Here is a 23385-nt window from a genome sequence, read left to right as displayed (position 1 = left end):
TGGATTTTAATGTACGGAGCAGTAAATATAGGCAGTTATGCCCGATTTGTAACAAAGGATATTTACTTTTATTGGAAGTATTTATATAAAATTCGATTTAGGGGGCAGACAAACGTTTGATCTTTTTAAGATAAAATCAATATGAACGCACAGATTCAAAAGTTGTACAGCAAAGCAGCAAAAACAGAACGTTTTATTATCGGCTTAATGAGCGGAACTTCTATGGATGGGCTGGATATAGCACTCTGTTCAGTTAAAGGAAGTGGACCAGATTCGGATATCCGTTTGCTGAAATTTAAAACCGGCGATTATACTGATGATTTCAGGGCGAAAATTAAAGCTGTTTTTTCTAAAAAAGAAGTCGACCTGCAATTGGTGTGCCTCATGAATGAACATATTGCCAATACACATGCAACACTGATTAACGAAGCTTTGGAAGAATGGGGGGTAGAAAAGGAAGAGGTTGATTTTATAGCGAGCCACGGACAAACGATTTTCCATGCGCCAAAATCTTTGCATCAACAGGCCGATTATCCAAATGGTACGCTGCAGATTGGAGATGGCGACCACATTGCCATAAAAACCGGGATTATTACCCTTTCTGATTTCAGGCAGAAACATTTGGCTGCAGGCGGCGAAGGTGCACCTTTAGCAGTTTATGGTGATTACCTGATGTTTTCGAAAGCCGGAGAAGACCGCGTAATGCTCAATATTGGCGGGATCGCTAATTTTACGTACCTGCCGGGAAGTATGGATGCCGGTGCGGTTTTTTCTACAGATGTTGGTCCGGGGAATACGCTGATGGATCAGTACATGCAAAAACATTTTAACCGGTTTTACGATAAAAATGCGGCTGTAGCCCTGAGTGGTGAGGTAAATAATCAGCTTTTGTCTGCTTTGCTCGATTGTGGTTTTTTTGACCTGGATTTTCCTAAAACCACCGGGCCGGAACTTTTTAACCTCGAATATGTAACAAAAGCTCAGGAAATATCTTCCACAATCGACATTAGTAAAGAGGATGTAATGGCTACGTTATGCCACTTTTCTGCCGAAACCATCGCCAATGCGATAAAACGCTGTTTTGGAGAAAATGCTCGCGCACAGGTGTTTATGAGCGGCGGCGGAATGCATAATCCATTGCTGGTAAAACAGCTTCAGGCAATATTGCCGTCCTGTAATTTTTTAACCACAGATGATTTAAATATCAATCCTGATGCTAAGGAAGCCGTTTTATTTGCTGTGCTGGCAAACGAAACCCTTTGCGGTAAACCGATCAACTTTGGCGACAGGAAAGGGGTACCTTCGGTTTGTATGGGGAAAATTAGCCTCCCGGAGTAAAGTGGAGTCCATAGCGTCCATTAACATTTCAACCTTCAAACATTCCCATATTCCAACCTTATAACTTCAAACTTTTCAACATCCTAACCTTTCAACATTCTTTGTGCGGTATTTTGTTAAATTTGTTTTAACACTAATCTTCTAACACAAACCAAATTTTATGGAAAAAAGTTACCTAAAATGGTCAACAGGATTTTTTGCAATTTTGTTGATCCCATTTCTGCTGCTTCTGTTTACAGAGATGGCTCAGGCACAGAACAAGCGCTATACCATTAATGGTAAAGTGACCGATGCCTCAAATAACGAAGCCATCCCGGGCGTTGTGGTTAAAATCCTCAATACAAATTTGGCAACCAGTACCAATGCCAACGGTGGCTATACTTTTGCGGTAGATTTAGCTCCCGGTAAATACCAGGTCCAGTTTTCTTATGTGGGCTATAAGAGTAAAATTCAGTCGGTCGACCTTGGCGGCAACGATCAGGTTCAGTTAAATGCTGCCTTAGGTGCCGATGCTGTTGGTTTGGACGAGGTAATTGTAACCGGAACATCGCAGGGAACCACCAGAAAAGAACTGGGAAGTTATGTAAGTACCGTTAAAGGAGATGACCTTAATAAGGCACCCAGCGGAAACGTACTTTCATCACTACAGGGAAAAACTGCGGGTGCGCAGATCAGTCAGAATTCAGGTGATCCTGCCGGCGGCTTATCTGTCCGTTTGAGGGGAATTAGCTCTGTTAATTCATCATCCGAACCACTTTACATTATTGATGGGGTAATTGTAAACAATTCGACCACCAGGGTTACCAACACATCAAGCAATTACGATGGCGGAAACTTTGTAGGCAGTATCGGTCAGAACAGGATGGTTGATATTAACCCGGCAGACATTGAGCGTATAGAAGTTTTAAACGGAGCTGCTGCTGCGGCCATTTACGGTTCGCGGGCAAATTCGGGGGTGATCCAGATTTTTACCAAAAAAGGGGTAAGCGGAGCAGCACAGGTTAATTTTAGCACCAGTTTAACGCTAAGCCATTTACGCAAACAAATTGAGGTAAACCAATCGCCGGTAAAGTTTGGAGGTTCGGTTAATTCCTTTACGCAGGATGTGATCCAGACAGTTGGCGATCCGGCTGTTCTGCTCACCAATACCACGCCGGTAACCCGTTACAATTATCAGGACTATATCTTCCAGTCGGCTACGGGTACCGATAATACTATATCTGTTTCAGGAGGGAATGAGAACACAAAGTATTATACTTCGGCGGCATATTTCAGCAACCAGGGAATTATTAAAAATACCGATTTTACCCGTTATAATTTCAGGGCAAACATCGATCAGAAAATCACCGAATGGGCAAAACTGAGTGCAGGTTTAAATTATATCCGCAGTTCTGCCAACGAGAAACCCGATGGAAATTCATTTTTCTCACCCATGAACTCGGTCACCATTATTGGTAACTTCCATGATATTTTTGCAAGAGATGCAAACGGCAATTTACTTGCAGTGGGCGAACGGGGCAGGGTAAATCCCGTTTCGGTAATCGAAGATATTAAACAGCGCCAGGAAACCAACCGCATTATTGCCAATGCCAATTTAAAATTGTACCCGGTAAAAAATCTGACGTTGGATTTTACATTGGGTGTTGATAATTCGGGTCAGAGCGGCTCAACTTATATTCCACCTTTTGCATATAACGTAAATCCAGATTTTTATGGTGGAGGCGCTGCTTTAGATGGTACATTAAATGGCTATGCAAGTGCGGCAACAAACAATGCTTTTCAGTTTAACAATGAGTTTAATGCCACTTACCAGGCCAAATTATCCAATCTGATTTCATCAACAACACAGGTGGGTTATTCCTTCCAGTATGAAAAAACCAGGTATCAGCTGGTAAACGGTAGGGGTTTGGCACCATTAATCGAAACGGTAAATGCCGCGGCAACCCAATTGCCCAGTATTGATGGCCGTACAGAGCTTTCAGTAAGTGGCGGTTATGTTCAGCAAAACTTTAAATATAAAGATCATTTATTTGTTACCGGTGCGCTAAGGATAGATCAGTCATCTGTTTTCGGATCGGCCAACCGCACACAGGAATATTTAAAAGGAAGTTTAAGTTATGTGCTTTCCTCGGCCGATTACTGGAAAAGCTTTGGTGTTTCCGATTGGTGGGATGCTTTTAAAATCAGGGCCGCTTATGGCGAATCGGGCAACTTAACCGGTATTGGTGCTTATGACCGGATTAATGCATATTCTACTCAATCGTTTTTAGGCCGGGCTTCACTTTTCTCCAGCGCAACCCTCGCAAACGAAAATGTTAAGCCCGAACGTCAGCGCGAACTGGAATTGGGAACCGACCTGTCTTTCTTTAAAAACAGGTTAGGCTTACAGTTTAACTGGTATAATAAAAAAGTGAGCGATTTGTTAATTGCCAGCGTACAGGCACCTTCAACAGGGTTTTCAAGCTTGCTGGATAACATAGGCTCTTTGAGGAACAAGGGTATTGAGCTGGTACTGAACGGAACGCCTGTTTCGGCTAAAGATTTTAAATGGAATACATCGGTTGTATTTAACAGAAACAGGAATACAGCGCTTGATGTAGGCGGTTTAAGGTTATTCAGTACAAATCCCGGTGCTCCTGTGGCGATTATAAATGGTGAAGCAATCGGTGTTTTCTACGGAACTTTTTTTGCACGTAATCCGGATGGCAGTCTGTTAACCAATGCCGCTGGTATTCCGCAGATTGAAAAAGGGATTCAAAATTCCGCTACCACATTTACCCCTCAGCGTGATGCCAACGGCATGCCTACAGGGACCACTTTACGTAAAGTAATCGGGAATCCGAACCCTGATTATAACATGTCGTTTGTGAATGATTTTACCTATAAAAAGCTGAATTTACATGTGCAGTTCGATGCTGTACAGGGAGGAGATGTGTGGAATGCCGACTGGAGAACCCGCCAGGGTGTTGGAAACGGTAAGGTAGCCGAGCAGGAACAAATGGGCTTATTGCCAAGAGGTTATGTTGCCGGTGTTTATGCCATTGAAGAGTGGCGGATTGATGATGGCTCTTTTGTAAAGTTAAGGGAGATTTCATTAAGCTATAATGTGGGGAAACTGAAATTCTTAAGAGACCTTACTGTAACGGTGAGCGGCAGAAACCTGATTTCGTGGGATAATTACAAAGGGTATGATCCGGAGTTAAATTCTGGCGGACAATCGACCATATTGCGAAATATCGATTTTGGTTCGGTGCCAATTCCGCGCACTTTTAGTTTAGGTCTGTCAGTTAAATTATAATCGTTAAAGAAATTTTTATGAAAATTTTAAAAAATAATATTTCGACAAAAATAACCTGTTTAACGCTTTCGTTAGCATTGTGCTTAGCCTCTTGCACGAAAGAATATCAGGATCCATCGAGGGCAAAAACGGATGTAGCTTTAGGTTCGCAACAGGGCTTAACTGCTGTGGCCATTGGTTTGCAACGGGTATATACTTTAAGCAGAACGGGCGTAATGTTCAGTTCTATAGCTGCAAATGGTTTTGTAACCAACGAGTTGAGGTTGCTCAATTCAGGAAATATTCCCGAATTGCAGTTAAGTACCGGTGGCAGTGCAGTGGATGGAACCAATACCATTCTGTTTAACCTTTGGGCCAGTGCAAATAAAATTGTGTACGATGCCGATCTGGTAATTACCAACGCCAATAATTTGGGTGATAAGGGCTACGCCGCAGGTTTAATTGCTTATTCGAGCATATTTAAAGCACTGGCTATTGGCAATATGGCGCAATATTGGGAAAAAATTCCTGATGGTACAGGTAAAAACGTAGCCTACATTACCCGTGCTGCGGGTTTTAACAAAGCAATCGCCGTTTTGGATAATGCCCTAACAGTTATTGCTGCCAATCCAATTTCGGCCAGCTTTTTAAGTAATGCACCCACAGATGTAAATATTGTAAATACCATACATGCCTTAAAAGCACGTTATGCACTATTTTCTGGTAATTATACGCTTGCCTTAACAGAAGCCAATGCAGTGGATTTAACAAAAGCTTCATTTTTTAAATTTGATGCTACTTCGCCGAATATCCTGTTCAGCATTATTTCTTCCAATAATGTTTTTCAGCCATTAAATGCAAACTTAGGTCTAACAGGCGCAAATGTTCCTGATGCTGCGGATAAAAGAATTCCTTTTTATACCCTTATGGCAGGATCTCCGGCAACTTTACGCATGAATGGTTTTTCTGCAGCAACTGCAAGTCCTTTCCCGATTTACTTACCGGGCGAGATCATTTTAATCAAAGCCGAAGCACTTGCCCGCCAGCCGGACCTCACCAATTCGTTAATTGAGTTAAACAAGGTGGTAACCAAAACCTCAGATCTTTTTGGAGTGGCCGCAGCATTGCCGCCATTGGTTGGCCCTTATACCCAACAACAATTATTGGATCTGATTTATAAACACCGTTCAATTGAACTGTATGCCTCAGGCTTAAAAATTGAAGACATGAGAAGGTTTAATCAGCCGCTGGCAGATCGTAAACGGAATTTTTTTCCTTATCCATTCCAGGAGCGCGATAACAATACCAATACCCCTGCCGATCCAACTTTTTAGGAGGTCGGTAAAAAGGTTGTATGATCAAATTAGTCTCTTTAAAAATTGTCGCGTTGAACCCTGTCAAAACACCTTAGATGGTGTTTTGACAGGTTCTAGCCAAGCAGAGAGATCTACCTCGAGATAGATTTACTTCGCTGAGCATTTCCGTGGTTCTCGACTGCGTTGCACTCCGCTCAAAATGACGATAGCTTAGGGAAGTTAGAGGCAGTGGCTTTCTGTCAAAATATTGACTTATGCACTAATTATTCCTCAGGATGATCATTCTATATTGATAATACAGCCTTTTTGCTATAAAATATTCAGCTCTTTTTCGCGGTAGCGCGAAAGCGATTCATTTTCTACATCCAGCTCCGTAATCAGGTAGCTGATGCTTTCTATCGGGCAAACCCTCAACCTTAACGCAATATCGAGTTTTTCGGAGATGCAGAGTACCGCTGTTCTTTTTGCACAGGCCAGCATCGCTTTTTTAAGCTGGTTAATTTCCCAATAAGTATCGGTTAAACCCTCATCAGGGTGGATGGCGCTGGTACCCATCAAACACAAATCGGCCTTAATTTCTGATAATTGTGTAATTACCTGACCGCCGTAAGTAACCTGCGAATTTTTAGAGAATAATCCACCGATCAAAATTACTTCAATATTATTGTATTTGGCCAATTCTACTGCTACCAGCGGACTAATGGTAAAAAATGTAGCCGTAATTCCCTGCGGAAGCAGTTTAACAAATTCCAAAATTGTGGTTCCACCGCCTGTTAAAACCACCATGCCATCTTTTATCAGCTGGACGGCCTTTCTACCGATCGCGATTTTACTGTCCCTGGCATAAACCGTACTGTCATCAAAAGAGCTGTGGTACGATTTGGATAAAGCACCTCCATGCACCTTGTAAAGCAGGTTTTCATCAACAAGTTCCTGTAAATCCCTTCTGATCGTATCTTCTGACACATTAAGCAATTGCACCAGATCAGAGGTTAATACACGGTTGTGTAGGTTGATCTGCCGCATAATAAAATCATGGCGTTCTTTTTTTAACATAGGTAGATGTTTGGTTAAACGAAAGTATAAAAGATTTTTAGATTTTTAAATATTGCGTGATTTTGCGTGTTTTTGCGATATAATTTTATTATTGCTTGGTAAATAGTTTGTTAAATACTTTTTTATTCCAAATAATTTATGATATTAGCATAAAAATGCGTTATTGTGCGTGTTTTTGTATAACTAACTGAACAACTAAACAAATCATTTCACCCCTCCAAAACTGGCAGTTTATGAAAAAAAAACTACTACTAATTTTTATTGGTACGTTTTTGTTGCTGGCTCATGCCATTGCGCAGCAAATAACCATTACCGGTAAGGTTACATCTTCTGATGGGCCTATACCTGGTGTTTCTATCCGTGTAAAAGGAAGCACGATAGTTGCACAAACCAATGCCGATGGAAATTATTCCATCAAAGCCCAAAAGGCTGATATACTTGTTTTCTCTTACATTGGCTTTAAAACACAGGAGAAAGCAGTGGGTGCAAATACCGCCATTAATATCAATCTTTCGACAGATGCCGGCAACCTGAATGAAGTTGTTGTTACGGCCTTTGGTATAAAAAGATCGAAAGATGCAATGGGATATTCGGCACAAACATTAAAAGGATCTGATATTGCAGATACACAGCGTGATAACTTCCTGAACGCCCTTCAGGGTAGAGTTGCCGGAGCTACCATTACTCCTACAATGGGTACTCCGGGTGCCTCAGCAACGATGATTATCCGTGGCGGTATTTCTCTTGATGGCGATAACCAGCCACTTTTTGTAGTAGATGGGTTACCCATTTCCAACCGTACTTTTAGCGAATATAATTTAGTAGGGCAGGGCACTTTTAACCGCCAGAATGATTATGGCAACAGGGCTATGGATATTAATCCGGAGGAGATAGAATCACTTACTATTCTGAAAGGACCTGAGGCTTCAGCTTTATATGGAACAGATGGTGCATCTGGTGCCGTAGTAATTACCACAAAAAAAGCAAAAGCGGGTACTGCACGCGTATCTTACAGTAACTCTTTTAGGATAGAAAATACTTACCGTTATCCGGAAGTGCAAACCACTTATGGTGGCGGGGCAGGCGGAGTTTTTGATGAAGAACAAAGAACCCGTACTTTCTTTGGGGCAAAATATCCGGCAAATAAAACGATGTACGATAACATCGGCAATTTTTATAAAACCGGTTTTACACAAAAACACAACGCAACCATTGAAGGTGGAAGCGATAAACTTTCTGTTAGAACAACAGTAAGTTATACTGATCAGAAAGGTATTATACCGGGTACAGCCTACAATACAATTAATGGTAAAATAAATGCGAATTCTAAAATTAGTGATAAGATAAGCATGAATGCATCATTAAACCTGATTTCGTCAAGAACTGATAAAACCTATAAAGGAGTAAGCAGCCCGATGTTGAGCGCATTATCATGGCCCTTAACAGATGATATGCGAAATTATTTAACTCCGCTTGGTGAAAGAAGAACCATTACCGGAAGTTTAAGCGGCGAACTTGATAACCCTTACTGGGGGGTAGAAAGAAACCCTAATTACGATAAAATGAACCGTGTGCTGGGTAACATCGGATTTACTTATGCACCAACAAACTGGTTAAGCATGCAGGGAACGGCTGGTGCAGATATATTTTCTCAAACCGGGCTTTCGGCCTATGATGTTCAGTCGTACGAGGCCAACAAGGCGCAAACCACTAATGCTGGTGGTGGCTTAAATACCTACAATGCTAATGAAAGATTGGTTACAGCTAATTTTGTAGCCACTGCAAGAAAGGATTTTGGCAAATTTAAACCTGTTATCAGGGTGGGTACAGAGATAAAAGACGATTCTTATCAGGTAAATGCTCAGTTTGGTACACGTTTTTATCAGGCCAATTTTTTCAGTATGAATAATATTGATCCTACCACACAAAGAGTTGCCTATACAGATGAGCTGAAACGTAAAGTTGGTTTCTTTGCTAACGCGGAGCTGGGGTATGATAACTATCTCTACTTAACCTTATCTGGCCGTCAGGATTTATCTTCAACACTGCCACAAAAAAATAATACCTTCTTTTACCCAGCAACATCATTAAGTTTTGTGTTTTCTAATTTACAGGCTGTAAAAGATTTAGGCTGGTTATCGTACGGTAAATTAAGAGGATCATGGGGCCAGTCTGGTAAAGATGCCAGGGTAGCTTATGTTACAAATAATAAACTCATTGCCCAGCAAACAACAGGCGGAGGTTATGCATTGGATGTAAATATGGGTAACCCGAATCTGGAGGCCGAATTTACAACAGCCAAAGAAATTGGTATGGAACTTGGTTTTTTCAATAACCGTTTATCTTTCGATTTCTCTTATTACCACAACCTTTCTGATAAACAAATTACTGCCCCTCGTTTAAGTTATGCATCAGGTGCGGTATTACAGTATATCAACAGTGGAAAAATCAGGGTTCATGGGTTTGAATTATTGGTAAAAGGTACGCCGGTGAGAACGCAGAACTTTAGCTGGGATATCTCAGCAAATGCATCAAGATCAAGAGGTAAAATCTTATCCTTACCTGCAAATCAGGATGTGTTTTATGTATCAGATAGCTGGCTTTTTGATAATGTTAGGGCTCAATATGCTGTCGGAACTTCAATTTCAGCCTTTGCTGGTATCGATTATTTAAGAAATAAAGACGGCCAGCTATTGATTAACCCGGCAAACGGAATGCCGATAAAAGATGCCAATTTTACGCAAATGGGCGATCGTGCACCCGACATCATGATAGGTTTAACCAATAGTTTTACCTATAAAAACTTTAACCTTTCTTTCTTGCTCGATCTGCGTAAAGGCGGCGATATTTACAATGCAACAGAATTATACCTTTATGCCAGAGGTTTATCTAAATTAAGTACCGACCGCGAAGTGCCACGTATCATTCAGGGCGTAATGCGCGACGGACTGGAGAATTCTGCCAACCCAACCAAGAACAATGTGGTGGTTATCCCTTACATCACCACTACTTATTATTCAACCTTTTACAATACCGCCGATTTTCTGGAAAAGGATATCAATTGGATCAGGTTGAAGGATATTACGCTGAGTTATAACCTGCCGAAGGCCATTTTTGAAAAAAGCAGGGTAATTAAAAGTGCCAGTGTTTTTGCAACCGGAACCGATTTGTTATTGATCACAAATTACAAAGGCGTAGATCCGTCAGTTAACGGATTAAGTGCTGCATCTGGTGGTTTAGGAGGAACAGGTATCGACTTTGGTTCTGTGGGCTTGCCAAGAGGTTATAATTTAGGTGTGAAAATTGGTTTTTAAAGATTAAAGAGATGAAAAAGATATATTTATTGTTATCAGTTTTTGCTGCGTTAACCACAGCTTCGGGGTGTAAAAAATATCTGGATGTAAATACCGATCCGGCTACTCCGCAAGAGGTTTCGAGCAAAACATTAACTCCTCCGCTGTTTGCCCAGATGGAGCGTGGGGTTCAATTCGATTCGAGGTATTTGGGCGGACTTATCCAGTATTTTGGCGGAGCGGTAAATGTGGGAGAACAGCATGGCTGGATTGCCGGTAGTGATGCCATGGGCGAAATATGGAGAACCAATTATTTTGGCTTAGGCGCAAACTTAAATCTGATTATTCAGGATTCTGAGGCTAAGCAGGAATGGAATTACGTTGGAATGGCGCAGGCATTGAAAGCCTGGAGCTGGCAAACTACCACCGACTATCATGGCGATATTATATTAAAACAAGCTTTTGATGTTAACCGCTATGTTTATGATTACGATACACAACCGGAAGTTTATGCCGAAGTTGTAAGGTTAGCCAATCAATCTATAACTAATTTTACCAGAACAGATGGTACAGGTACAGTTGTAAAGTTTGGTCCTGCCGATTTAATCTATGCCGGCGATAATACTAAATGGGTAAAATTTAATTACGGTGTTTTGGCCAGAAATGCAAATAATCTGGTTAATAAAGCTATTTATGACCCTGCGAAAGTGATCGAATACGTTGATAAATCTTTAGCCGGTAATGCTGATAATTTTATTGTTCCCAATACCGGAACTACTGCTGCAAACGGAAACTTCTTTGGTCCGTTAAGGGCTAATATGGGTTCTTATCGTCAAACAGCAATCATGGTTGCCTTACTTGATGGTACTATTTTTGCCGCTGCCAACAGCCCGTTAGTAATCGATCCCCGCCGTAATAATATGGTAACTATATCTGCTGATGGTGTTTTCAGAGGCGCCGCACCTTATACGGCCGATGCTGGAACTGCAGTAAATAAAAACCAGATTCCAAACGTATGGGGAGTATTAGGTGGCGCTAACCCGGGGCCAAACCAGGGTAAGTATTTATTTAAAGATAATGCTGGTTTCCCGATCATGACTTTTAGCGAAATGCAATTTATCAAAGCAGAAGCTGCTTTTAGAAAAGGAGATTTCGCCTTAGCTCATACTGCGTACCTGAATGGCATAAGCTCGAGTATTGATTTTGTAAGTGCTTTGGGAACAGCAATTACTCCTGCCGAAAAAGCCGCTTATATGGCCAGTACATCTGTAAAGCAAACGCCGGCAACGCTAACTTTAAAAGATATTATGTTGCAGAAATACCTGGCGCTTTATGGTTATGGTTTTGTAGAGACATGGTGCGATTTAAGAAAGTATAATTATAATGTTGGAGATGCTGCCGGAAATAATCCTTACTTAAATGTGTACAGGTTTCCAGCCAGTTTCTTTACAGATAACGGAGGCAAACCCGCACAACGTTACCGCCCACGCTATAATTCTGAATACTTATGGAATGTGGAAGCGCTAAAGAAAATAGGAGCAGACAAAAATGACTATCACACCTATAAAATGTGGTTCTCTCAACCGTAATTTCACCATTTATCAAAAGAAAAAATGAAAAAAATATTATATTTTATTGCGGTAAGTATCGGATTATTTTCCGCTTGTAAAAAAGGTGATCTTGTAGAAAATACGGCCTACGAAAAAATAAGCCCTGCAGACCCCAAATATTCATACCTTAAAATCCTGAACCTTACTCCGGGTAGCCCCGCGCTAACTTTTTACATGGATGGCACTAAGTTCTCTTCATCTTTATCAAGTTTAGGTGTAGAAAATGCAGGTTATGCCTATAATGGCTTGTTTCCTGATCTCGGTTATGCTGTTACAAGTCCGGGTTCCCATAATTTAACGGCTAAAATTATTCCAACCGTAATGCCTGATGCCAATTTAGAAGTTTTTAATACAACCATAGCGCCGGAGGCCGGAAAATATTATACCATTTATACAACAGGCCAGTACACTCCCACCAGCAAGAAAATCCCGTCATCTTTAATGGTAGAAGATAGCAGGCCTGCCTTAGATACCTCTAAAATTTATGTACGCATGGTAAACCTATATAATGGCAGCCCAAATTTAGACCTGATTAAAGATGCAGTTACCGGAACAAAGATAATTTCAAACGTTGCTTATAGTACAGCTACTCCGTGGACAGAAATACCCAATTTAGGCCCTGGTACAGCACCTTCACCGAAATTGTTTGTTAACATTGCGGGTACAGCTACGCCACTAATTACATCGGGTTCTACATTTACGCTTACTAAAGGTAGGGCATATACCATTTATGTACGAGGGGTGGCAGGAAATGCCACCTATCCAATAGCCGTTACCTTTTATACTACTTTTTATTAGGTAGGAAAAATTGTAAAAAAAGCCATCATTATTTTATGATGGCTTTTTTTGTGCTATTTAATTTGCTTTAAAGTAATTTCATTTTACAAAATCTTAAACCCTAAACTCAATTGAAAAAGGTTTGGTTTCTGACTGTATTTTTCGCTTTTGCTGATGTTTGATAAACCCGCTTCGTAACGTAAATCAACCGAAATACTGCCTACATCCACACCTGCACCAAACTGTGCGCCCAATGCCTGATTTTTGTAGTTGCTAAAATCTGTTGCCTGTTGGTATGCCGAGCTAAAAGTAGAATTTTCATCCAGGATAAATGAAATTACCGGGCCGGCCATTACACGGAAGTTTAAGTTTTTAGCCCCGAATTTTGTTCCAAATAAAACAGGAACATCCAGGGTAGTAAATTTAACTTTTCCTTCTGCCGATACTTCATTGCCGTTATCCTGCTGGATGCTGATAAATTTATTGCCTTTACTGCCAATGTAAGCCTCAGGCTGTACATAAAAACTGGCACCGCCAATACGTGCCCAGGCTCCGATCTGGTAACCTAAACGGTTTTCTTCGCTCGCAAAATCTGCATTTAACTTGGCTAAATTTACACCTGCTTTAACCCCCAGGTTAAACGTTTGTGCCTTTGATGTTGCCCAACCCAGGGTTAGGAAAACAATAAAGAAGATGATTTTTTTCATGTTGATTAATTTGTTTTTTAAGTTATTAAACCGCAAACAGCGCTCTGGTAGATTTCGCGTGTGTTTTTGTTCTTAAGGTTTCTTTTTCAAAATACACCTGGCAGTTTTGGGATTTGGTTTTATAACGCGCTTTTAACACAATTATCGTGCAAAAATTACCGGATGATGTTTAATTTTTTATCAGATCACATAAAAAGGTATTAACCTGAACAAATATTTTTTACTTTTGCATCAAATAAAATATGCCATGGCTAACTTTCAACTTACTTCAGAAACTGCATTTAAAGTAAAAACTAAGTTTTTAAGGAAATACCGCGATTTAGCGAACGAGTCTTTAGAGTTTACACCTGGCAAAGAAGATCAGTTGATCGAAGATTTAATGCGCCTGGTTAAGCGCGACCGTACCTACATCGAATTTACCATTCAAAAAGCACTGGCCGATACCAAAGGCAACAGACTTTAATATTTCGGATTCCTGCCCGTATTTTTCTTAACACAATATTTTTTGTTTTGGCTATGCATTATAAGCTTTATGTATTTGCATCCTTTTTGTGGTTAAGTACATTTGCCGCATCCGCACAACAACAGTTACTTAGCGATACTTTTCCGGATAGCTTAACGGCATCGCATACGAGAAAACAATTAAACGATTTATCCGCAGATCAATACCTAAAACAAACTTTTGTTAAAGGAAGTGCATCGCTTAACTATAGGTTATTATTGCCTGAAGGTTACAGCAGTTCTGTAAAATATCCTCTGGTTATTACATTCCATAACTCAACCAGAATAGGCACAGACAACGAAAGCCAATTAGAACCATTGGCCAGAATCTGGTTGCGCCCGGTCATCCGTCAACAGTACCCCGCATTTGTAATCGCTCCACAATTTCAAAAACGTTCATCCAATTATTATCCGGATTCCATCCTGCATTGCCTGATCTCTAAACCATCAGAAGATGTTTATTTATTGCCGGACCTGATCCGCGAGGTAAAAAATAAATATCCAGGCATTGATACAAACCGCATTTATTTAGTAGGTTACTCTATGGGCGCATCTACCGCTCAAAACCTGATGAACATTGCGCCGAAAACCTTTGCGGCAATGGTTTCTATTGCAGCTGTTCCTGATTTTTTAAATTTAAACGGTGTTAAGCAAAAGCCTGTTTGGTTAATTCATGGTTTACACGACGATGAAAATGCTTACAAAGGAAGCGAGCTTTTGTATCATGCAATGAAAGGTAATCCCAATTTGTTGTTTACAACCTACAACAAGTTAGACCATAATCTTATTACCATTCCGCTATTGCTTACTTCGCAAATACCCGCTTGGTTATTTAACAAGCATAAATAAAGAATTTTTATGATGGTGATTGCCCGCTGCTTCTTACTTAAAAAAGCATCTGGCTTTACCGGGTAATTATATTAATACTTAATTAGTAAGTAACTAAAATAAGCTGTTTTTAATGTTTATTGGTTTTTGTACATTTACGTTTCTACTAAAATGATAAATAATTATCCTGATAAGCAGCTTTTATTTATGAGCACATTAGGGTTAAAATAATATGGGGATGAAAAAACTAAAATATGGCCTTTTAGCAGCTGGATTTGGTGTTGCTGTTTTATCTTTTTCTTTCAAAGAAGATTTGTTCCTGGTTTCTAAAAACCTTGATATTTTTGCTTCCCTTTATAAAGAAATCAACATCAATTATGTTGATGATACCAACGCGCCTAAGTTGATGAAAACAGGTATTGATGCCATGTTGGATAGCTTAGATCCTTACACCGAATATGTTCCCGAATCGGAAATTGAAGATTATAAACTGAAATATGTAAGTACCCAATACGGCGGTATTGGTGCAGGTACCGTTTTTATTGATGGTAAACTGTTTATTAACGAGGTAAGCGAAGGTTACCCTGCAAATAAAAGCGACATTAAAGCCGGCGATCAGGTGGTAAGCATTAATGGTATTGCCGTTAAGGGAAAAGACCGCCCCGAAGTAAGCCAGTTATTGCGCGGACCAAAAGGAACTGCGGTTGATTTGTCATTAATCAGAGACGGAAAGGAGATTACTAAAAAAATCGTTCGTGAAGAAATCAAACAGCCAAATGTATCTTACTCAGGTATGGTTGGCGATGGTGTTGGGTATATCAAACTCGATAAATTCCTCGAAAACTCTGGTCAGGAGGTTAAAGATGCGCTTTTAGCCATTCAAAAAGAAAATCCTAAAGGTGTGGTATTGGATTTAAGAAATAATGGCGGCGGTATTCTGCAGGAAGCCGTTAAAATTGTAAACCTTTTTATCAATAAAGACCAATTGGTTGTTACGCAAAAAGGCAAAAATGTAGAAAAAACCATTACCTATAAAACCCTTAATACGCCAATTTCTACTTCGGTTCCTTTAGTGGTGCTGGTTAATGGAAATTCGGCTTCAGCGTCCGAAATTGTTGCCGGTTCCCTGCAGGATTTAGACCGCGCCATCGTAATCGGACAACGAAGTTATGGTAAAGGCCTGGTTCAGCAAACTTTCAACCTGCCTTATAATAGTCTGGTTAAAGTAACCGTTGCAAAATATTATACCCCATCGGGCAGGTGCATCCAAAAACTCGATTATGCACATAAAAATGCAGAAGGTATGGCCGAGCGTTTTGCCGATTCTACCATGGTGATGTACCAGACCAAAGCAGGCCGGAATGTGTACAGCGGCAATGGTGTTTACCCTGATATCGTGGTTAATGCCGAAAAATTAAGCCCGATTACCATTTCGATGCTTAATAAGAGCCTTTTCTTCAATTACGCAAACCTGTATAAAAAAGAAAAACCAGCATTGGCATCGGCTAAAACTTTCCAGTTATCAGATGCCGATTATACCATTTTTGCCAACAGCCTTGCCGATAAAGATTTAACTTATTTGAGCCGTACTGAAAGATTATTGTCTGATTTACGTGCAGAGGCCGAAAAAGAAAATAAATCAGCAGAAGTAAAAACTGATCTCGAAAACCTGAAATATAAACTCACCTCTTCTAAAAAGACGGATCTGGTAAGCCATAAAGCCGAAATTAAAAGGGTTTTGGAAACACAGATCGTAAGCCGTTATTTCTATGAAAAAGGAAGAATTGAGCAGAGTTTCCAATACGATAAAGAACTGGCTGCGGCGAAAAACCTGTTTACCAATCAATCGCAGATTCTGGCCATTTTAAAAGGCGATGGGAATTACAAAGTGATCGGTAAACCCACAAAAGCCACAGCCTCGATAGATTAAGAAACCTAACCAAATATACCACCTACCTTATGAAAAAATTAGTGATAATAGGCTTAGTCCTGTTGTTTAACATGCAATTAAAAGCGCAGGATTATGTACCCGCTGCATCAAATTTAAAGCAACGCGCCTGGTTTGCCGATGCCCGGTTTGGCTTATTTATCCACTGGGGGCCTTTCAGCATCCCCGGAAGTGGCGAATGGGTAATGAATGAGCGGAAACTCACTGTTCATAATTATACCAATCTTAAAGATTTTTTCAACCCTGTTGAGTTTAATGCGGCACAATGGGTAAGCATGGCCAAAAATGCTGGTATGAAATACATTACGCTCATCACCAGGCACCACGATGGTTTTAGCATGTGGGATACCAAATATTCTGATTTCAACATCATGAATACGCCTTACAAAAAGGATATTGTAAAAATGATGGCCGACGAATGCCACAAGCAAGGCATTCAATTATACCTGTATTACTCGCTGTTAGACTGGCGCAGGGAAGATTATCCGCACGAAACCGGTCGTACAGGGCAAAGCTCTGGTCGCACCGGCAAAGGCGATTACGCCAGTTACTTACAGTTTATGAAAAACCAGCTCACCGAATTATTGACCAATTATGGCGAAATAGGAGGGATTTGGTTTGACGGCCATTGGGACCAGACCGAGCCGGAAGGATCAAAAGACAGAACCTCGCGTATCGACTGGAAATACAATGAAATTTATGGTTTAATCCACAAATTGCAGCCGCAGTGCATGATCGGGAACAACCACCACTTAACCCCATTTGCAGGCGAAGATTTCCAGATGTTTGAACGCGATCTGCCAGGCGAAAATAAATCAGGCCTAAGTTTTCAGAAAGCATCAGAACAATTGCCGCTCGAAACCTGCGAAACGATTTCAAATTCATGGGGATATAATTTAAGCGATACCTATTACAAATCGAACAAAGAGCTGGTGCACATGTTGGTTAAAGCCGCAAGTTTAGGTTCTAATCTTTTATTGAACATTGGCCCGATGCCGAGTGGTAAAATCCAGCCCGAATTTCAGGACCGCCTGGCGGGTTTGGGCGATTGGCTTAAAGTATATGGCGAGAGTATTTATGGTACAAAAACCGGATTTATTAAACCTCAGGCCTGGGGAAGCATTACCCAAAGCGACAAGAAAGTTTATATCCACATTTTAGATGGAAAAACCACTACGCTTGATTTAGAAAACGTTCCGTTGAAGACGATTAAAAAAGCATATTTGTTAAAAGATAAAAGTGCAGTAAACTTTACGCTCAAAAAATCGAAGTTAACCATTACTGCAGCAGCAAATACTACCGAACCCGATCAGGTAATTGTTTTGGAGATTGGGTAATTCACGCTGTTATCCTGAGTGGAGCGAAGGAACTTTCGAATTTCAATAAAAGAGTCGTCATTGCGAGGCACGAAGCAATCTTACAACTATCGCTAACAGCGTGCGCATTAAGATTGCTTCGTCGGCTGAAAAAAGCTTTCTCGCAATGACGATCTCTCAAGTTCAACAATCCATTATCTCCCGATAGCTAGCTAAATCCCTGTTTTTACTTAATTTCTATACAATCTTTCTTTCTTTTATGAGAAAATAAACGTAAAACGTTTTACTTTTAGATTTTTAAATCTATAGCAGGAAATTATAAGCACACATGCAGTTCAGAAAAACCTCATCGATTCTATTTCTAACCTCTCTATTTACATTTAATGCCTTTGCGCAGCAGAAAACCAAACTTACCCAATATGTAGATCCCATAATCGGGTCGGCAAAACACGGGCACGTTTTTGTGGGTGCCAATGTTCCTTTTGGGGCGGTACAACTCGGGCCAAACAATATTTTTGAGGGCTGGGACTGGTGCAGTGGCTATAATTATGTGAGTAATACCATCACCGGTTTTGCACACACCCATTTAAGTGGTACAGGTATCGGCGATCTGGGCGATATTTCAATCATGCCCGCAACAGGTAAATTGTTGTTAGAAAAAGGTAAAACTGCCGATGATGAAAACGGCTACCTGTCTAAATTTTCGCATAAAAATGAAGTAGCAAAAGCAGGTTACTATAGCGTGTTGCTTGATAAATACGATATTAAAGCAGAGTTAACCGCTACCGAAAGGGTAGGTTTTCACCAATACACCTTTAAAAAAGGAGCAGAAAATCCGCATATCATCATCGATTTAATCGAGGGGATTGGCTGGGATGCACCGGTTTCAGCATCATTTAAACAATTGGACGCGACCACCATCGTTGGGCATAGAAACTCGAAAGGCTGGTCTACCGATCAGCGCCTTTATTTCGTAATCAAATTATCTCAGCCCATTAAGAATCTCGTATTATATGATAGTACGGTGGTGAAAAACGGTAACGAATTATCAGGCAAAAAGTTAAAGGCGGTGGTGAATTTCAATGCCATTAACAATGAAAAATTGCAGATTAAAGTAGCTTTATCTCCGGTAAGTACCGAAAATGCGATTTTGAACTTAAATACAGAGTTGCCAGGCTGGGATTTTGCCGCTACTGTTAAAAATAGCGATGCTAAATGGGAAAAAGAACTGTCGAAAGTTAATATCAGCGCATCTAACACCACCAAAAAGGTATTTTATACCGCATTATACCACACCATGATCGCCCCATCATTGTTTAATGATGTGAACAAAGATTACCGCGGAACAGACAAAAAAGTGTATAAAAAAGCAAACTTTAATAACCTCACTACTTTTTCATTGTGGGATACTTATCGCGCTGCCAACCCATTGTACACTATTTTACATCAGGATAAAGTGAGCGATGTAGTTAATACCATGCTGGCCATTTATAAACAACAGGGAAAATTACCGGTTTGGCATTTAATGGGCAGCGAAACCAATACCATGGTGGGCTATCATGCCGTTCCCGTTATTGTTGATGCTTATTTGAAAGGGTACAGGGGTTTTGATGTAAACCTGGCTTTCGAAGCTGTAAAACAATCAGCCATGCAAAAAACTGATGGTATCGATTATATCCAGCAGCTTAAATATATTCCGGCAGATAAAGTGAATGAATCTGTTGCCAAGGCTTTAGAATATGCCATTGATGATTATTGCATTGCTATGTTCGCCAAAGCATTAAATAAAACCAAAGATTATCAGTATTTCAGCAAAAGAGCACAGCTATACAAAGAGTACTTCGATAAAGATGTGCAGTTTATGAGGGGTAAACTGGCTGATGGTACCTGGAGAACACCTTTTAGCCCGGTAGCTTCTAAACACCGCGAAGATGATTATACCGAAGGAAATGCATGGCAATATACCTGGCTGGTGCCACAGGATGTGGAAGGGCTGATTAAATTATTTGGTGGCGAAAAACCATTCGTAAATAAACTGGATTCATTATTTTCGGTAAAAGCTGAGCTGGGCGAAAACAGTTCTCCTGATATTTCAGGTTTGATCGGGAATTATGCGCAGGGAAATGAGCCGGGTCACCACATTACTTATTTATATACTTATGCCGGTCAGCCATGGAAAACAGCCGATCTGATCCGTAAAATCGACCACGATTTTTATTCTTCAAAACCCGATGGCTTATGTGGTAACGAAGATGTAGGCCAGATGAGTGCCTGGTACGTTTTCACAGCCATGGGTTTTTATCCCGTTAATCCGGCAAACGGCGCTTACGTTTTCGGAACGCCTTTGCTCAACGATGCAACCATTACCCTGGCCAGGAATAAAAAATTCAACATTAAAGTAACCGGTAACAGTACAGAGAATAAATACATCCAAAAAATTGTTCTGAACGGGAAACCTTACACTAAATCATATATCCTCCACAAAACCATTGTAGCTGGCGGAAATATTCAGATTTACATGGGCAATAAACCATCCGAAACCTGGGGTATAAAACCTGAAGACAGACCAGTATCCAATAAATAATGATAGAATGTAAAAATGATTGAATGATTGAATGGTAAGATGTACGACAAAAAGTAATTCAATAATTCAGTCATTTAATCATTCATTCTATCACTCATTCAATAAATTAGTCATTCAATCATTCTATCACTCACTCATTTGGTCAATCACTCATTCATTCATTCAATCAATAATTCAATCCTTCTCTCATTCAATAATATATGAAGAAAATATTTTTACTTTTTTTATGCTGTTCGGCCTTAATTGTAAATGCACAACAGCGTTACGAATTAAACTCGGGCTGGGTATGTACCAATATCAAAGATGCCAATGCTTCGGGCTTAGAAATCTCAAAAGCAGGTTTTTCTACCAATAACTGGATGCCTGCAACAGTACCTGGAACGGTTTTAACCACTTTATTGAACAATAAAAAAGTTCCTGATCCATTTTATGGGATGAACAATGAAAAAATTCCTGATGTATATAAAACCGGCAACGATTATTACACCTATTGGTTTGTAAAAGATTTTGAAGAACATGCCACAGGTAACGAACAGGTTTGGCTGCTGTTTAGGGGAATAAATTACAAAGCCGAGATTTACCTGAACGGGAAAAAAGTAAATCCGAAAACCCAGGTGGGCATGCACCTTCGGGCTCAATATAATATTACAAAACTATTAGCTGCCAGCGGTAAAAACAGGCTTGCTGTTGTGGTTTATCCACCAGATTTTCCGGGTAATCCAAACGGAGGTCAGGGTGGCGACGGAACCATTGCGAAAGGCTTAACCACACAATATACTGCAGGTTGGGACTGGATACAGCCCACCCGCGATCGCAACACCGGAATCTGGGATAAAGTAACCATCGAGAAAACAAAAAGCATCAATATCCAGAATCCTCAGATAATTACTTTGGTGCCGGGCAAACGTTTACCAGAAGGTAAACAAAATCCGGCTACGGTTAAAGTTTCGGTTGAAGTCGAAAACCCGACCAATCAGCCTGTTTCAGGTATTTTACAATATCAGATTGCAGGCAAGCTGATTAAACAGCCAGCAACCATTGCGGCAAATAAAACCACAACCGTTAAACTGCCTGATTTATTACTCGAAAATCCAAAATTATGGTGGCCAAGCGGCTACGGTGCACAAAATTTATATGATGTAAAAATCGAATTTGTGGCAGCCAACCAGGTATTGGATCAGGAGCAGTTGAAAGTGGGTGTACGCCAGATCGATAACATCTGGAATGAGCACACCAAAAGTATGGGCGCCTTTGTAAACGGACAAAAGATTTTTATTAAAGGTGGAAACTGGATCATTTCTGATGCAATGCTGCGTTTTAGTGATGCCCGCTATGATGCCGAAATCCGTTACCACAAGGATATGAACCTCAACCTGATCAGAATCTGGGGTGGAGCGATCCTCGAAAGGCCTGAGTTTTATAATGCCTGCGATAAATATGGTTTACTGGTTTTCCAGGATTTCTGGTTCAGTGGCGATTGTAACGGCCGTTGGGTAGATCCGATGAAAAAAGAAGATCAGTGGACAAGGAGGAATTACCCTGATGACCATAACCTTACTTTAACTGCGATTGAAGATCAGATCAAAATGATCAGAAACCATGCTTCACTGGCATTCTGGTGTGGTGGAAACGAAATTACACCTCCTGAAGATATTTTGGAACCCTTAAAAAATGAGATCCTTCCTCGTTTGGACGGTACCAGAAAACTTTTTGATTTCTCGAACAGCGATGAAATGTCGTTCAATTCTATTGGTGGCAATGGCGACGGGCCTTATGGGATACAGGATATCAAAACTTTTTGGGGCACCAGAACCTTTCCCTACAATTCGGAAGTTGGCTCGGTAGGCGTAGGTGATTATGCTTCGCTGCTGCGTTTTATTCCAAAAGAAAACCTGGTTGCACCGCAATACAAGGGCAAACCAGATTCGGTATGGGATTATCATAAGTACATTTCGTACGAGCAGTACCTTAATCCTTATGGCAAACCAAAAAGTGCCGAAGATTTTGCCATGAAAGCACAATTGGCCAATTACGACCAGTATAGGGCATTAATGGAAGGCTTTTCAAACAAAATGTGGGATTGGTATACCGGTTCTATCATCTGGAAAACCCAAAACCCATGGACGGCCATGCGTGGACAGATGTACGATTATTACCTCGATCCTAATGCCTGTTTGTATGGTTTAAGGAAAGGTAGTGAGCCGCTGCATGTGATGATGAATCCTTTAGATAGCATGGTTACGATTGTAAACAACGGATTTACCACCAGAAACAATTTAATGGTGCAGGCAAAGGCTTATGATATGGATGGCAAAGATTATTTCTATTCGCAGGCCTTTAATTCAGTTGGCCCATCATCAGTTAGAAGGCTTTTTCCTATGAACGAGTTTTTGACCAAACTCGATAAAAAAGAAGGTGTGTTTGTAGCTTTAAGGATTTTAGACCAGAAACAAAATATTTTAAGTGAGAATATCTACTGGCTGGCCGGAAAAGACGGCGAATATTCTGGCTTGAAAAATATCAAAAAGACGCCTTTAAAAGTTGCTGCTGTTGATCAGAAAAACGGAAAAGTAGCGGTAACTTTAAGTAATGCTGCCGGAAACCCTGTTGCATTTTTTAACCGCGTAGCTTTAATAAATGGCAATACCAACGAGCGGATATTACCTAGCTTTTATGATGATAATTACGTTAGCATCTTACCGGGCGAGAGTAAAACAGTAATGGTAGAATATACGGGTAAACAAAGCAATTTAGCTGTTGAAGTTTACGGCTGGAATGTAGAGAAACAGAAAGTAAATATTCAATAGATAAATTTCCAGACCTCGCAGGTTTTA

The 23385-nt window shown here is 40.4% G+C and carries 14 protein-coding genes; 12 read left to right on the top strand and 2 right to left on the bottom strand.

Features of this window, described 5'->3' with window-relative positions; genetic code table 11:
- The first annotated feature begins 141 nt into the window (after nt 1-141).
- From ACTJKC_RS07580 to ACTJKC_RS07570, 3 genes are all read left to right on the top strand, one after another.
- On the top strand, nt 142-1338 hold the full coding sequence (locus ACTJKC_RS07580) for an anhydro-N-acetylmuramic acid kinase (RefSeq protein WP_440790932.1): 1197 nt from the start codon (nt 142-144) through the stop codon (nt 1336-1338).
- A gap of 160 nt (nt 1339-1498) precedes the next feature.
- On the top strand, nt 1499-4636 hold the full coding sequence (locus tag ACTJKC_RS07575) for a SusC/RagA family TonB-linked outer membrane protein (protein ID WP_440790931.1): 3138 nt from the start codon (nt 1499-1501) through the stop codon (nt 4634-4636).
- A gap of 17 nt (nt 4637-4653) precedes the next feature.
- Nucleotides 4654-5949, top strand: a complete 1296-nt coding sequence (locus ACTJKC_RS07570; protein WP_440790930.1) for a RagB/SusD family nutrient uptake outer membrane protein — start codon at nt 4654-4656, stop codon at nt 5947-5949.
- A 291-nt stretch (nt 5950-6240) separates the two neighbouring features.
- On the opposite strand, the gene ACTJKC_RS07565 is transcribed toward ACTJKC_RS07570, so the two are convergent.
- Nucleotides 6241-6987 (bottom strand): DeoR/GlpR family DNA-binding transcription regulator, encoded by a 747-nt coding sequence (locus ACTJKC_RS07565; protein WP_440790929.1) that lies wholly within the window; start codon nt 6985-6987, stop codon nt 6241-6243.
- A 233-nt stretch (nt 6988-7220) separates the two neighbouring features.
- Between ACTJKC_RS07565 and ACTJKC_RS07560 the strand changes: the two genes are divergently transcribed.
- The 3 genes from ACTJKC_RS07560 to ACTJKC_RS07550 are packed head-to-tail and all read left to right on the top strand — an operon-like array spanning nt 7221 to nt 12688.
- Nucleotides 7221-10301 carry a SusC/RagA family TonB-linked outer membrane protein gene (locus ACTJKC_RS07560; protein WP_440790928.1) on the top strand — a complete coding sequence of 1027 codons (3081 nt, stop codon included), beginning with the start codon at nt 7221-7223 and terminating at the stop codon, nt 10299-10301.
- 11 nt (nt 10302-10312) lie between these two features.
- Nucleotides 10313-11869: a SusD/RagB family nutrient-binding outer membrane lipoprotein gene (locus tag ACTJKC_RS07555; RefSeq protein ID WP_440790927.1), complete on the top strand. Its 1557-nt coding sequence runs from the start codon at nt 10313-10315 to the stop codon at nt 11867-11869.
- A gap of 24 nt (nt 11870-11893) precedes the next feature.
- The gene (locus ACTJKC_RS07550) at nt 11894-12688 is read left to right on the top strand and encodes a DUF4397 domain-containing protein (protein WP_440790926.1); all 795 of its coding nucleotides are present in this window, start codon (nt 11894-11896) and stop codon (nt 12686-12688) included.
- A gap of 83 nt (nt 12689-12771) precedes the next feature.
- Here the strand turns inward: ACTJKC_RS07550 and ACTJKC_RS07545 are convergent, their stop codons facing one another.
- Nucleotides 12772-13374 (bottom strand): porin family protein, encoded by a 603-nt coding sequence (locus ACTJKC_RS07545; RefSeq protein WP_440790925.1) that lies wholly within the window; start codon nt 13372-13374, stop codon nt 12772-12774.
- 247 nt (nt 13375-13621) lie between these two features.
- Between ACTJKC_RS07545 and ACTJKC_RS07540 the strand changes: the two genes are divergently transcribed.
- From ACTJKC_RS07540 to ACTJKC_RS07515, 6 genes are all read left to right on the top strand, one after another.
- A complete protein-coding gene (locus ACTJKC_RS07540; protein WP_440790924.1) occupies nt 13622-13837 on the top strand; it encodes a hypothetical protein in 216 nt (71 codons plus the stop codon).
- 53 nt (nt 13838-13890) lie between these two features.
- Nucleotides 13891-14724 carry a phospholipase gene (locus ACTJKC_RS07535; protein ID WP_440790923.1) on the top strand — a complete coding sequence of 278 codons (834 nt, stop codon included), beginning with the start codon at nt 13891-13893 and terminating at the stop codon, nt 14722-14724.
- Nucleotides 14725-14941: 217 nt separating this feature from the next.
- Nucleotides 14942-16633, top strand: a complete 1692-nt coding sequence (locus ACTJKC_RS07530) for a S41 family peptidase (protein ID WP_344853264.1) — start codon at nt 14942-14944, stop codon at nt 16631-16633.
- A gap of 29 nt (nt 16634-16662) precedes the next feature.
- A complete protein-coding gene (locus tag ACTJKC_RS07525) occupies nt 16663-17988 on the top strand; it encodes an alpha-L-fucosidase (RefSeq protein WP_440790922.1) in 1326 nt (441 codons plus the stop codon).
- A 307-nt stretch (nt 17989-18295) separates the two neighbouring features.
- A complete protein-coding gene (locus ACTJKC_RS07520) occupies nt 18296-20551 on the top strand; it encodes a GH92 family glycosyl hydrolase (protein ID WP_440790921.1) in 2256 nt (751 codons plus the stop codon).
- Between the two features lie 200 nt (nt 20552-20751).
- Entirely contained in the window at nt 20752-23358 is a 2607-nt protein-coding gene (locus tag ACTJKC_RS07515) for a glycoside hydrolase family 2 protein (RefSeq protein ID WP_440790920.1), read from the top strand.
- The last annotated feature ends 27 nt before the right edge of the window (nt 23359-23385 follow it).

Origin of the sequence: Pedobacter sp. 22226 (assembly GCF_052045455.1) — a bacterium.
In the GTDB taxonomy this organism is placed as follows: Bacteria; Bacteroidota; Bacteroidia; order Sphingobacteriales; family Sphingobacteriaceae; genus Pedobacter; species Pedobacter jeongneungensis.
The sequence above is the reverse complement of the archived record's forward strand: the minus strand, read 5'-3'. Positions and strand labels throughout refer to the sequence as shown.